Genomic DNA, 14,022 nt, shown 5'->3' on the forward strand with positions numbered 1-14,022 from the left:
ATCTAAAATATGCCTTCATCATTCATTTTTTTAGCAAATTTATTGGTAATCATCACAAGCATAAAGGAGATGGCAGCCTTGAAGATACTAACCGCCATGCCATATCCAATCCTCATTTCGCTAATCCCTGTTCGGTAGGCATAGGTTTGGATAACGTCAGCCGTCTCATACACGACAGGAGCCGCCATAATGAGCACTTGGTCGAAGATGTTTAGGATCTTGCCAAGTTCAAAGATGAGCATAATCATGATGGTAGGACGAATGGAAGCTAGTGTAATGTGCCAAATTTGCGATAGCTTTCCTGCGCCATCTACCTTGGCAGCTTCGTATAAAGTCGGATCAATAGAAGTAATTGCGGCTAGATAGACAATAGCTGAGTAACCGGCTCCTGCCCAAATATCCGTTAACACTAATAGCTCTCGAATATGCTCTTTACTGGCGAACCAGTAGGTCGGCTCTGCTCCCAGTAGGGTGGCTAGCTGCGAATTCACACTGTTCTGGGGAGCTAGAATAAGGAACCAGATGCTTCCGATGACAACCCATGATAAGAAGTGCGGGAAGTACATAATGGTCTGCACGGAAGATTTAAATAGTCTCGAACTTAATTCATTGAGCATCAGCGCAATAAGAATAGGAATCGGGAAGCCGAATACCAGCTTCATGAAGCTAATTATAATCGTGTTCTTGAAAGCATTAATGAACGACTCCGTGTTGATTAGTTTAATGAAATTATCTAGACCGATGTAAGAAACCTGTGATTCTGGAACCTCTCCGAAATTGGTAAATGCCCAACGCAGCTTTAACATAGGCAGGTATTCAAAAAGTAAATATAACACTAATGGGATGGCGATAATGTAAAATAACTGACGCTGCTTATAGATGTTCCGGAATAGTAAAGCGGTTCTCGATCTCTGTATTTGCGAAGATTTGATTACCCCAGAGTTGTTTGTATGTATAGCTTCCATTCTCCTCTCTTGTGGTGTTTCTCTAACTTCCACTTGAAGCTTATCAAATTGCGATCTGCTCTCACAATCCAAAACATCAGTGTAATATCCTGAAAATCAACCGACTTCAAGAAAGCGATTTAAAAACAATTACACTGCGATAACAAAAGTATGCCACGATGAACATTATCGTCTTTTATACTGAATGCGAGATGGATTTTCACTCAGGGTTTATCTCTACTATTACGATCTAAGGAGAACAAGATGTTTGACATTGTAATTGTTGAGGACAAAAAAATAACCCGTGAAGGGCTTGTCCAGTTCATAGATTGGGCATCGATTAACGCACGCGTCGTAGGAGCCTTTGATTGCGGGCAGTCTGCCATCGAGTTCTTAAGTCACAACAATGTCCACATTATTATCACAGACATTGAGATGGATCATGGTAACGGGTTGGAGCTTGCCGCTTATGTTCACGAACGGATGCCTCAGATCAAGATCATAATGATTAGTGCTTTCGCGGAATTTTCCTATGCCCATCAAGCCATTCAATATGGTGTTTTCTCCTATGTGCTAAAGCCGATTGCAGAGGTGGAGCTGCTGGAGAAGGTATGTGAAGCAACGCATCAAATCATGAAGGATCGCGAGGTTCATGCCCTTGCCTCGTTAGTGGAGCTGCAGGAGCTTGGGAGTACGTTGGAAGCCTATCTGATGAGCAAAGCAGTTGATCCTTTCCTGTTGGAGCACGCATTTGAAACGTTACAAAGCCAGTTGGATTTTACTAGAGCTACTGTATTTGTGCTGCGAGAGTATGGAGAACGTGTCTCGATGCGTAGACTAAAGGAAGAGGTCGCAAGCTCAGGCCGAAAGATCATGCTGCTGCCATGCGGGACATTGCTTGCCGGCGTTATATTTGATGACAAGCCAATTGATAAAGCTTATTTCCAAATTTTTTACAATCTCTTACCATTTAGCGCAAAGATTCGTATTGGTGTAGGGTTCAATGTCGACACGCCTGTCCAGTTAAAAGAATCGTACGAAAGTGCGCTTCATGCTTATCGCTATGGTTTTCTTCACAATTTAGATAGAGTCACTTTCTATGAACGAATACAGGATGACTTGCAGGTTGAGAGGGACAGCATGCTCTATCTGGATACCTCTTATTTAATCAAATGTATGGAAGCGGAATGGGATGTTGAGGCAGTGGTTTACATCGACAAGATGACTACGAAATGGAAGGTCAGCAACAGCAGCATTACCCATATGATGAATCAGTGCAGCGAAAGCATATCTAGATTAACGTCAGAACTGTTGATCGATGCGGATGCACTTGCACCGAAAACCGTGCAGAAAGAGCTCGAGCTTATTACTTGTCTTGCCGAGCTGCAAAGCTTTATGAAAGAAAAAATGCAGTCTATTGCAAACGAGGTTAAGAACAATAAATCGCAAAAAATTCGTCCGATTGTAAAGCTGGCCTTGTCGTATTCCTTGGACCATATTGAAGAGGTAGGTTTAAATCTGAAATTTATTGCAAGCCAAATCAATACCAGCTATGTCTATTTGAGTAAGGCCTTTAAGGAGGACTACCAAGTTGGATATACGGAATATATGAATCTTTATCGGATTGAACTCGCCAAGAAGCTTCTGTCCGCGCCAGACGCCAAAATTGGTGATGTTTGTGCTCGGATAGGGCTGGAGCAGAAGAACTTCTACTTTCTTTTCAAAAAATATATGGGAATAACGCCGAAAGAATATCAAAGTAAAAATTATCCTGATGTAGGCTAAAGGCGATGAGCAGCTATGTTTAAATCAATCAAATGGAACACCTACTTCGCGATTATTACGTTCTTTACTATTGCGATGGCTATTGCAGGCAGCATCATTTATCACATACTTGGTTCGGAATTACGGAAACAAGCCATCTATACCGCGAATTTGGAGATCAACTTTGCCATTAAACAGATTGACGATCAGTTTAAGTATTTGGATCAAGCTTATTATGCCATTGCCTTTGATGAAGAAATTAGTAAGGCATTATCCCTAAAGCCAAGTGAAGTTGATTATACAAGCATGCTATCCAAGTTTGAAAATATTTTATTCTCTTCGAATTACAAGCTATTCTCCATTTATCTCAAGGATATTCGCAGTGGTGTGATCGTTTCTACCGAGGAATCCAGCATTGTGAAGGATACGACCGGTACATGGGTGGAGGGCTTCAATCGGGAAGAAGTAGATCAGCCAGGATTGATTCATACCCGCGATCTGACAACCAGCTCTGCAGCACTCATAGCTCTTGCCGGACAGGTAAAGAAGAATTATTTCGAAGAACCTGTCGCCTATCTTTCTGTAAATATGCTGAAGTATTCGTTTAAGGAAATATTAGTGAAGGACAATGTATATCCTAATTCGATTCAAATTATTAGTGACCAGAACCACGAGGTTGTCGCCAACAGCGGAACCGATAATCCTGCAGCGGTTATTGCGAAGATCCATGACATTCCAACCGGAGGGCAGGTCATGATCGAAGATCAGTCGTATATTGTAATCAGCGATGAGTCCGAAATGTACGGCTGGAAATATACGAAGCTGATGTTAGAGAAAGAAGTGTTCTCTAGCATGTATAAAATCCGCAGACTGCTTTTCTTTATTGCCTTCCTGTTTTCTGTTGTGATGCTGATGTTTCTGTATCGCGTGTTGGATCATGTCACAGCTCCGATTTATCAGCTCTCTGCCATGATCAAAAAGTACCGTCAGAATAGTTATGAGAAGGTTATTTTCAAGACAGACAGAAAGGACGAGTTCTCTTTTTTATTTCAGAGCCTCGCTGACATGGTGCAGCGTATTGACTACTTAATTGACGAGGTTTATAAGGCTAGTTTATATAAGAAAGAAACGCAACTGCGTGTGTATCGCAACGGCATTAATCCCCATTTCATTTACAATATTTTAGACTCTATGATTTGGACAATGAAATTTAAAGACTTTGATAAAGTGACCGACACGATTCAAGATTTCTCTACGTACCTGAAGCATACACTTCATGAAAATAAAGAATTTATTAGTGTCCTTGATATGCAGACCGAACTGATCACTTATTGTAAGCTGAAATCGTTCTTGAAGGATGACCTCATCACATTTCGTGTACAATTTCAGGAAGAAATTCAACAGCTCAATGTGCCTTCGTTCATTCTTCAACCGCTGGTGGAAAACTGTTTTAAGCATGGCTTCATGGGTCGGAAGGTAGGGCATATTTCGATTCTGGGGGAAAGAAGCGGGCAAGAAATGTGTTTCGTCGTGGAAGACGATGGGAATGGAATGTCAGAAGTAGAGCTGGATGCCACCCTGCAGCATATGCTTAATTATGATATTAATGTCAATAAAAAACACTTTGGGCTTGCGAGCGTACATCACCGACTGAATCTGTATTACGGAGAGAAGTATGGTGTTCGAATAACCTCTAGGCCAGGAGAAGGAACAAGGATTATGGTTAACCTTCCGTTTCAAGGAGATTGAATAATTTTGGTGATAGAACATTGATTTTCAAGGTTGTGCCTATCGAGGATATTTATAATAATGAATGCGTACCCCGGCAAGAGCTGCCTGGTACGCATTTATTTTATTCTTCAACTAATAAGGAGGACTCTATTATGCGTTTATCTACCTCAACAAACCTGTTAGACAAAGTATTTGATGAATTCGGGATTATTTCCCCTGAAAGTTGTCTGGAACAGTGTCTGGAAGCGGGCTTTAAGGTTTTTGACTTTAACTTTTGCGATCAAGGCAGGCCAGGTCGCCCTATTGCGCAAGATGATTGGTATGAGTATATATGCAAATTTAAAAAGTTCACAGATGAACTTGGCGTAACTTTCTCGCAAACCCATCTGCACATGTATGACCCGAATGATCCGCGAGTTACTGATCATGGCTGGGAGCGAGAGCTTTTGAGACGTTCTATCGTTTGCACAGGGGTACTTGGAGCCGAATGGGCAGTAACTCACCCGCTGCATCAGCACATGCCGAGTTACTCGAGACAAGATTATTTACAATTGAATTTGGACTATTATGGACCCATGCTGGATGAGGTGGAGAAGCTGGGATACGGACTTTCCCTTGAAAATATGGTGCAATGGGACAGTGAGTATGTATTTGCATGCAATGGAGAAGATTTGGCGGAGCTGGTGGACGCCTTGAACCGTCCCAACGTTGGTGTATGCTGGGATTTCGGGCATGCCAATCTTAGCGTAGGCGACCAAACAGCCGAGCTGCGCAAGATTGGTTCACGACTGAAGTCGACTCATATCGCGGACAACCATGGTAATGCGGATGCGCATTTGGCCCCATTCTATGGCAACGTAGAATGGCATCAAATGATGCGTGCGCTCAAAGAAATCAACTATAAAGGGGATTTCACCTATGAAATTCAGGCATTTTCAAGCCCATTGCCGGTGGAGCTTCGTCGAACAATGACTGCACATGTTGCTGACATTGGGAAATATTTAATCCGCTTATATGAAGAATAGGATATTAAATGCCGTATTTACTAAAAAATATATCCTCAAGATATTGACTAGCATCATAGGTATTGCCATTACTTGTTTCAGTGCTTCCCTGTTCTATAAGATCAATATGGGGGCAGATCCGTACCAGGTGTTTGCAATAGCTGTGCATAAGCGATTTGGCATTAGTTATGGACAAGCAAATTTACTGCTGAATTCCATCATTGTTATTCTTATAGTCATTTTTAAGAAGAAATATATGAATGTTTCTCTCTTCCTGTCGTTAATTATTTCAGGCCCGCTGTTAGATTTATTTAACCAACTGATCGGTCAATTTATCGGCTCGGATCTGTCGCTGTGGTTGAGGTTGATTACAGCATTTATAGGAACTATCATTTTGTCATTCGGTATCTATCTCTATATTTCTCCGCAGTTGGGCGCCAGTCCTGCTGACAGCATAGGCCTTATTATCTCGGAAATGACGCGTATTCCATACAAGAGAATTCGTATATTAACGGATGCATTGTATACCCTGATTGGATTTTCATTGGGCGGGGTCGTAGGTATTGTGACGGTGTTATCGGTGGTGCTCACTGGACCTTGTATTGGATGGTTACAGTATGCACTGAACCAACGCAAAGTTATGAAATATATATCCTGTTAGATTTGCTTGAACACAGAGTATGTTGTGCGAAAAGTCATTTTAAACACGCCGAATAAGGCGTGTTTTTTAAGATTGAAGTAATTAATACATGGGAGATGACAGTTACTCCAATGGAAGGTTCCTACAGTGGCCTAACCCGTGTCGATCTCCCTGGAACACCATACATGGCAATCCGGGTCTGTGCTATTGGAAAACAGGAGCAATGAGGCGTGCATAAGCCGTATTTGATTTAGCAGCTTTGAAAGTAATACCCAAAAGCTGAAGTCTCCCATCAGGACTTCAGCTTTTTACGTGTGAATAGACATCGATTTACGTTGCTTCGTGTCCACAATGTCAAAAAATTAGACAACACGGGCGAAGATCTCGAGGATTTGATCTCGATTGGAACGATCGGATTGATCAAAGCCATCGAGTCGTTCTCGCCGAATAAGGGCACGAAGCTCGCGACTTTTGCGGCTCGTTGTATCGAGAACGAGATCCTTATGCATCTGCGTTCGTTGAAAAAGATGAGGAAAGATGTGTCCTTGCATGATCCCATCGGAACGGACAAAGAGGGGAATGAAATTACGCTGATCGACATCCTAGGCACGGAAGCAGACGATGTCGTGGATAAGGGCGGGAGATTGCAAAGGAGCTTGGAATTAGCTGCTCCTATGTGTCGCGGATCGAGAAGCGGGCGCTGATGAAGCTGTATCATGAGTTTTATAAGGCGAAACGGTAAGGTCGGTCAGTCGGAAGAGTCGCATACTTCATTTATTTGGTTTCAGATCATGGAGGCGGAGAGCATGACCTTAATCCAGATCGAACATGTGAGTAAGAACTATGTGATGGGCGGGGAAATGATTCGGGCGTTGAATGATATTTCGTTAGAGATTGATCATGGCGAGTTCGTGGCGATCATGGGGCCGTCGGGGTCGGGGAAGTCGACTCTGATGAACATTTTGGGCTGCTTGGATGTGGCGGATGATGGGGATTATGTGTTGGACGGAAAGGCGATTAAACGGCAAAAAGATGCTCAGCTAGCTGAAATAAGGAATCAAAAAATCGGTTTCGTCTTCCAGAATTTTAATCTGCTGCCACGGCTTAATGCGTATGAGAATGTGGAGCTACCGTTAATTTATCGGGGCATGAGCAGAAAAGAACGGGAACCGCTTGTCATGCAGGCATTGGAAACGGTTGACTTAGTAGATCGGAGAAGGCATTTGCCTTCGGAGTTGTCCGGCGGGCAGCAGCAACGCGTTGCGATTGCTCGGACGTTGGCTGGAGATCCGGCGATAATTCTGGCGGATGAGCTGACGGGAGCGCTGGATTCAAAGACGAGTCTAGAGATTTTGGAGATTTTTAAGCGGTTGAATGAGCAGGGCAGGACGATTGTGTTGATTAAGCATGATCTGGCGATTGCAAAGCAGGCGAAGCGTATTGTGTATTTTCGGGATGGGATTTTGAGTGAGGTTGGATAGGTTGAGGGCCGGGACTCCGATGGGGTTCCGGTTTCTTATTTTGTTATTATGACCTTAGGACGGGTAGGATAGCTTAATCAGCTATCCGTTGTAATGTAATGATTTCGCTATCATTCACTACATGCAATTTTTCCATTAGGCAGCATTAGCAGTGAATGATCGCGATGACACAAATATCCGCTGGAAAGAGTGATCTACTTAAATAAAGATTGTCCAATAGAAATAAACCTTTGAGCGGCCGGCGTGATTTCGTCCATAGAAGGACAACAAAGACCTATGTGTCTCCAAACAGCAGGTTCTAACTCTCGAATCTCAATATCGGGTAATTTGTCCGGCAACGCAAACTCAGGAAGTACTGTAACACCTAGCCCTTCTTGAACCATGTTTAATATCGTAGTTAGTTCTCTGACTTGAAACTATACGATAAGAGACAAATCGGATTGCTCGAAAATCTCTCGAATCATAAGCTCGCATCCACCTGTTGGCATGATAAATGGAGCGTCCGCAATCATCCGCACAGGAATCGCCTGGTAGTTTGAGAGCCGGTGCCCTTTGGATATTACGGCAACCATCTTGTCTCTGGTGATCGGAATAATGGTTTCGTCCCAGTCAAGCTTGGCGATAAACCCCATGTCAATCACTCGATTAAGGATCTACTCGCAGCTGCTAATGCGGTTAAAAATAAATATACAAAAGGTAAGATTGTCGAGGGTACTATAGGCTCTGCAGACGTTTGGAATAATGAAGTTGATCGTATTAAATGGTTCCATACAATGTATGGTACATCTGTAGAAGAAATGGAAGGTGCCTCAGCAGCACAAATTGCCAAAGCTTATAATGTACCACTTTTGGGTATTCGAGTATTATCAAATAATAAAGTGAATGGTGGTAAATACAACCCAGATACAGCAACAGCATGTCAGGAATATGTTTTTGAAGTAGTAAAAAAATACATTTCAACGATGCCAAGCAAATAAAACAGTAAACGACATTACCATCCGTTTAAGTCGATATAAGTGAGAGGCCCATGCGAAATTGCATGGGCCTCTCACTTATCGGTCCAGGAGATAGCTTCCTCTTACCGGCTTCTATCACCACTGTGTATTATAGTGAAGCCCAGATTGTTTAATAAGTGGAGCATTATTTAAGCGATTATGGAAGCGCAGAGTTTAATTTAGTAAATCAAGATTGTTATATTTTTAACTTTTTCGTTAAATCCTTCATATTTGGTGGGCTATGGAAGCTTTATAATGGTGACATGATGAGAGCCTTTGGCGGATTAAAGGAGGAAATTCTAATGTTTTCTGATAAAAGCATCTATGTCAAAGATTTTACCCGTCCCTCCAAGGAGGACAGCGCAGCAGGTATTCGCGAAGCGATTGAGAAGGCTATTGCTGTAGGAGCGCAGAGGGTCGTGTTTGAACCAGGGAGATATCGATTAGTTTCCGTTAATCTGCTGCAGACCGAGGGGATGGTGCATGATGCAGGAAGCGGCAATCAACACTCGAAAGAATGCCACCTTTCAATTAAGGATGCTAGTGGCTTAACACTCCAAGGTGCGATAGGAGAAAACGGCGAACCTTCCACTGTCCTTGTCGGTTATAATGATGGAACTATTCATGGCTATTTACCAGCCATTCTTTGGTGCGAGGACAATGAGAGTTTGAAACTCCAAAATCTAGCATTTACGAGAGAGCCAGTGTTCGCATCTGCAGGAGTCGTTATAGATCGCACGGATAAATCGATTGCGGTTGAGGTCTTCGAGGGCAATCCGTGTTATGAGGGAATGGGTACATACTGTATGAACCGATTAGACCCCGTAACGGGGGCACTGATAGGGGAAAGTGTCACCTATGGCGGTGGAGCTGACGCCGGTTGGAAACAAATAGGTGAACGAACGCTTATCCTAAATAGCGAGAGCGTTGCTTCCAAGGTTCGACTTGGCGAGCATCTATCATGGCATCAAGGAGCTCAAACAGATTTCCAAACTTACTTTGCAAGATGCAATAACCTTGTGCTGAACAATCTACGCGTAATGAATGCCAATGGCTTTGCGATGCTAGCAGAAAGCTGCCGCCATATTACAGCAGATCGAGTCGTTTTTAAACCGGATGGGAATCGATTGTTCACTGCACCGCGAGATGCATGGAAGCTGTTTAAGTGTGGGGGACGAATTGAAATCAGCCGGATGTATGTGGAAGGCGTTAGAATGGATGGGCAAAATATTCAAAGCAACTGGCTATTCTTTGACAGCAGGCTTTCGCCTGAAGAAGCACTGTTCTTTGGGAAGTATACGTTCGCTGCTTTGCAGCTCGGCAGTCACATTGAATTCTACAATGGTGAATATATGGAGAAAAGAGTGATTGCCCATTGGTCGCACGAAGGGAAGAGAGATGGGGGCCATTTATATCGAATTCAATTTACGGAAGATATTCCTGAATATGCCGCAGAGGGATCTTTGTGTGCAGCCGATTATTGGGAGGCTGACAGCTATACGTGTTCACACTCCGTGTTTTTCAACATTGCAGGAGCTGGGCATCTGGTGAGGAATGATCATGTCCTGATTGCGAATTGCACCTATCGAAACACAATGAATCCGGGGATTCTGCTAGGTGCGGAACTGCCGACTCATGCCGAGGGAGGACATGCAACGAACATTCGAATTGAAGATTGCGAATTCGATCATTGTGGATTTTATCCGCGATACGGCGCTGAGGGATGCATAGGCATTAAATCGGCAGGATTCGAAGGAAAGCATAATCGGAATATTATGATTACGGGGAACCTCTTCAAGAATTCATCAATTGGCGTTCATGCCATTGATGCAGATGAAGTGGTAATAAATAACAATCAATTTGAACGTGTGGATCAGCCCTTGGTTGTTAGTTCAGGAATCACGGGCACAATTGATTTCATAATTTGAGCAAGATCGTAGGAAATCAGAAAAAAAAGATTGCTAACCACCTGGCCGGGAAGGCAGGATAGGAGGCAATCTTTTTTATAGTTAATGGTTAAGGATTCACAAGAGGTTGATGAGCATGCTTGTATTCATTAGGCGTTAACCCTGAGTATTTCTTGAATAAGGTGCAGAAATACGAGTAACTGCGAAAGCCGACCTTCGAAGCGAGTTCATAATTCCTATACTGACCGGTCTGCAGGTACACTTTGGCTATTTCCATGCGCTGCTCCAGGATGTAGTCCACAATGGAAACGCCGACTTCTTTTTTAAACAGATGCCCTAGGTAGGATGGACTCAGCTTTACTTTGATTGCGATCGACTCTACATTGAGATCATCACTTAGATGTGTCTTGATGTACTGAATCGCGGTGGAAAGCTCGTGCCTCAACTGCAGCGACCGCGTGCTTCGTTTCCTAATTTCGATGAATCGCCCTATGAGAGTATCGAGAGCGCGGTGGAAAGAAGTCTCTACTTTCAAACTGATGGGCGCTAGTGGATTCATTTCAGGAGCTCCGATACCTGAAGTAAGGAGCGGTTCTAGCAATTCCAGCCAACTTATCGCTATGGATGGATCTGGCTTATACATGAGATATTCATTCCGCACCATAGTAGCCCAATCTTGATAAACCGGTTCTTCTGGATGGTTAATCAATTCTTCTAGACGCGTTCGCAGTTTACTTAGTGTTTTTTCCGGAACTGCCCTGAATGGTAGCGCTTGATCTACGAACAAAGGCTCAGCCGTATCCGAATAAAAGTGGTAAACACCATATTTCACTGTATCCATATAGATGGAACGAAGGGAGGAAATAGTCGTAAAAGGCCGGCTAACAGTTACTATGAGCCGGAGCTTTAAATATTGCTTGAGCGGGTTTGAGAGTTTGCGAATAAATAAGATAATACTTTCCCTAAGAAGACTGTTGCTTGATGGCGGTTGACCTGTCAGGAGTAGAATGAACCTCCCGAAGCTAACAGGAAACAGCTCGAACCGGCAAGGAAAATCGGCTTGTGCACATTCTCGAATGATCTCGAGCATACTGAATTCAATCAATGAACGGTCTTTGATTGGATAACGCTGCTCGAATTTGGACAGCTCATCGACGCAGCATTCCATTAATACATAAGAAGACTGAGCGAGGTCGATGCCAAGCTTCGAACCATGAGCTACGATTTCCTCCGGTTTGGCTAGTAAAGAAGAGAGAATATCCTCAAGAAACTTTTGACGAAGCGGGTACTGATAACTTTGCACCAGCACCTTGTAGCTATGTTCACTGCTTTTTAATCGACTTGTCTTGTCAAGCTCCTCACAAGCCTTCGCTAGAGCGGCTTTAAGCTCTTCTGCTTCAATAGGGGATTTCAAGATATAGCCATCGGCGCCACTTCTAATCGCTTCTTGTGCAAAGGAGAAGTCCCGGTGAGCGGTTAACATGATGCAGCGTACATTAGGATAATCCTTCTTCAGATGATGGAGAAGTTCCAATCCGCTCATTAGCGGCATGGTAATATCGAGCAGCATGATGTCCGGCTGAATGGAGCGGCACTTCTGCAAAGCTTCGACCCCATTTTCCGCTTCGCCAACAATCAAGTATCCCCAATATTCCCAGGGAAATTGCGTGCGTATGTATTGACGGGCCAACGGTTCGTCATCCACGATCAAGATGCTCTTCATTCGGTTCTGCCCCCAATCTGATTAATAGCCTCGTGCCTTCTTCTTCTGTGCTTTCCAAGTGAAAACTGTATCTATCTCCATACATCATTTGAAGTCTGCGGTGAACATTCACAAGACCAACGCTATGTCCGTTATTCGTTTCTTCCGTTGTTATTCCAATATCGCTATCCGAAGAAATCGTCAGTCGCTCCATGATATCCGATATCGTCTTAGCCGACATACCTTTGCCGTTATCTTCGATCATAATATCCCAGCCTTCCATCCCCATGGTTGTGCCAATGAACAACACGCCTTCCTTTTGATCCGGCACCAAGCCGTGGAAAATGCTGTTTTCCACCAATGGCTGCAGCACGAACTTCGGCAGTTTCCTCTCCAAGGTCAGTGGATCTAGGTCCATGTGAAACGAAAATTTGCCCGGATACCGGATATGCATCAGATGAACATAGTTCTCTAAGGCGTTAATTTCCTCTCTTAAGGTAACGGGACCCGGACTTGCTTTTAACGTATAATCCAGCTGAGCCGTCAAGGAAGAGACAAGCTGATCGACTTTGTTGTACTCACCGGAACGAGCGGCCATGCTGATGGAATTCAACGTATTAAATAGAAAATGCGGTTTGATCTGGGCCTGAAGAGCTAGAAAGTCAGAGATTTGTTTCTGTTTCTCTGACTGCTTCAAATTAGTGATAAGATCGCGAATACGTGCTGTCATTTGATTGAAATGTTTAGCGAGCAGTCCGAGCTCATCCTGTCGATTTAGCTGAATTGATGTGTCCAAGTTGCCAGCGCTGACAGCGTTCATTGAGCTAGCGATCTTACGTATGGGTCTGCTTATCAGCACAGAAATGATATAAGCCATCCCAATGGACAATAACAACGAGATCAAGCCTAGCGCCCAAGTAAACGAAACAGTTTCTTGAAGTGGCTTCAGCAGTGCTGCTTTGTCCAGAATCCAAACAACATCCCAGCCGATTGCTGGATTCGTCACTCTTGTAAGGACCAGATTTCGCCCATCAACGGTTTGACGTTCGGATTGTTTCCAGCCACCTTCGAACCATCCAGCTTCGAGTCCATTTAGCTCATACGATTTATTAAAAACATTATATTGCGAATAGGGAGGACGTCCAAAGACGGGGCGGTGCAATCGATCAAGCAAAATGATTTCCCCAGTAATCCGATTTGTGGACTGGGACTGTAAGGAATCAAACAGTCTGGCTAAATATAAATCGAGCAGAATAATCTTGTCTCCATCGGTGGAAGGAAGCTTCATTGCGGCCGTCACCGTATAATTGGAGGGCAGTGAGAAATAGGGTCCGATCCAATACACGATGCCGCTTAGCTTAATTTGCTCTAATTCCTTGGTTAAAGAGGGGCTATCTAATAGGGCCCATTGAACATAAGAAGTACTGGCAGCTAATTTTCCCTGTTCAAGCAAATGAATATTGTACACGTTAGGCATATAAGGCAGCAGGCTGTTATTAAACCAACGAATGATTTCCTCGCTTGAGCCGTGCTGAAACCGGCTATCGGTTCCAACTGTAATGAATAAATTACGGATATTCTCCAAAGTTACATTTAAATAGTCATTCGATTTGCTTGCAATTTGGTCCGCATAGGCATACTGGGCATCCAATAAGGAGTCTGATGCATATCGGTAATACCGGTAACCCAGTAATATAATAATGGACTCCACCAGCAAGAAGGAGATAACGAACACTTGGACAGCAATACGGCGTTTCATAGTTGTCCCCCTAAACCGATCTTCTCCTCTCCATTATAATGTCTTTCGCAGTGAAAGTTAGTGTAAAAGGTAACTTCGTTGAATTTTGAATCATT

The 14,022-nt window shown here is 43.5% G+C and carries 10 protein-coding genes and 3 pseudogenes; 9 read left to right on the top strand and 4 right to left on the bottom strand.

The features are described from left to right. Nucleotides 1-2: 2 nt before the first annotated feature. The gene (locus tag AC58VC_RS16525; RefSeq protein WP_497369855.1) at nucleotides 3-836 is read right to left on the bottom strand and encodes an ABC transporter permease; all 834 of its coding nucleotides are present in this window, start codon (nucleotides 834-836) and stop codon (nucleotides 3-5) included. 372 nt (nucleotides 837-1,208) lie between these two features. Between AC58VC_RS16525 and AC58VC_RS16530 the strand changes: the two genes are divergently transcribed. The 7 genes and pseudogenes from AC58VC_RS16530 (at nucleotide 1,209) to AC58VC_RS16560 (ending at nucleotide 7,564) form a co-directional block, all read left to right on the top strand. Beyond that, nucleotides 1,209-2,729: a response regulator transcription factor gene (locus tag AC58VC_RS16530; protein WP_497369856.1), complete on the top strand. Its 1,521-nt coding sequence runs from the start codon at nucleotides 1,209-1,211 to the stop codon at nucleotides 2,727-2,729. A 15-nt stretch (nucleotides 2,730-2,744) separates the two neighbouring features. Next, a complete protein-coding gene (locus AC58VC_RS16535; RefSeq protein WP_497369857.1) occupies nucleotides 2,745-4,457 on the top strand; it encodes a sensor histidine kinase in 1,713 nt (570 codons plus the stop codon). 134 nt (nucleotides 4,458-4,591) lie between these two features. Beyond that, nucleotides 4,592-5,464 (top strand): sugar phosphate isomerase/epimerase family protein, encoded by an 873-nt coding sequence (locus AC58VC_RS16540; protein ID WP_497369858.1) that lies wholly within the window; start codon nucleotides 4,592-4,594, stop codon nucleotides 5,462-5,464. Next, nucleotides 5,454-6,104, top strand: coding sequence for a YczE/YyaS/YitT family protein (locus tag AC58VC_RS16545; RefSeq protein WP_497369859.1), 651 nt, complete (start codon nucleotides 5,454-5,456; stop codon nucleotides 6,102-6,104). Before AC58VC_RS16540 ends, AC58VC_RS16545 begins: the two co-directional genes overlap by 11 nt. A gap of 59 nt (nucleotides 6,105-6,163) precedes the next feature. After that, nucleotides 6,164-6,310, top strand: a complete 147-nt coding sequence (locus AC58VC_RS16550) for a DUF5605 domain-containing protein (protein ID WP_497369860.1) — start codon at nucleotides 6,164-6,166, stop codon at nucleotides 6,308-6,310. A gap of 111 nt (nucleotides 6,311-6,421) precedes the next feature. Beyond that, nucleotides 6,422-6,825: pseudogene (locus AC58VC_RS16555) on the top strand (sigma factor); the annotation flags it as partial. A gap of 49 nt (nucleotides 6,826-6,874) precedes the next feature. Continuing rightward, complete coding sequence (locus AC58VC_RS16560; protein ID WP_497370576.1) at nucleotides 6,875-7,564, top strand: ABC transporter ATP-binding protein; 690 nt, start codon at nucleotides 6,875-6,877, stop codon at nucleotides 7,562-7,564. A 194-nt stretch (nucleotides 7,565-7,758) separates the two neighbouring features. Here the strand turns inward: AC58VC_RS16560 and AC58VC_RS16565 are convergent. Continuing rightward, nucleotides 7,759-8,196 (bottom strand): annotated as a pseudogene (locus AC58VC_RS16565) (LysR family transcriptional regulator substrate-binding protein). A gap of 15 nt (nucleotides 8,197-8,211) precedes the next feature. Here AC58VC_RS16565 and AC58VC_RS16570 point away from each other — a divergent pair. Both AC58VC_RS16570 and AC58VC_RS16575 read left to right on the top strand, forming a co-directional pair. Beyond that, nucleotides 8,212-8,541: pseudogene (locus AC58VC_RS16570) on the top strand (phosphorylase family protein); the annotation flags it as partial. Nucleotides 8,542-8,861: 320 nt separating this feature from the next. Further along, entirely contained in the window at nucleotides 8,862-10,487 is a 1,626-nt protein-coding gene (locus AC58VC_RS16575) for a right-handed parallel beta-helix repeat-containing protein (RefSeq protein WP_497369861.1), read from the top strand. An 88-nt stretch (nucleotides 10,488-10,575) separates the two neighbouring features. Here AC58VC_RS16575 and AC58VC_RS16580 read toward each other — a convergent pair whose 3' ends face one another. Further along, entirely contained in the window at nucleotides 10,576-12,189 is a 1,614-nt protein-coding gene (locus AC58VC_RS16580) for a response regulator (protein WP_497369862.1), read from the bottom strand. Continuing rightward, nucleotides 12,164-13,927, bottom strand: a complete 1,764-nt coding sequence (locus tag AC58VC_RS16585; protein WP_497369863.1) for a sensor histidine kinase — start codon at nucleotides 13,925-13,927, stop codon at nucleotides 12,164-12,166. Before AC58VC_RS16585 ends, AC58VC_RS16580 begins: the two co-directional genes overlap by 26 nt. Nucleotides 13,928-14,022: the final 95 nt, after the last annotated feature.

The sequence above is a fragment of the Paenibacillus sp. J22R67 genome, from assembly GCF_059692175.1.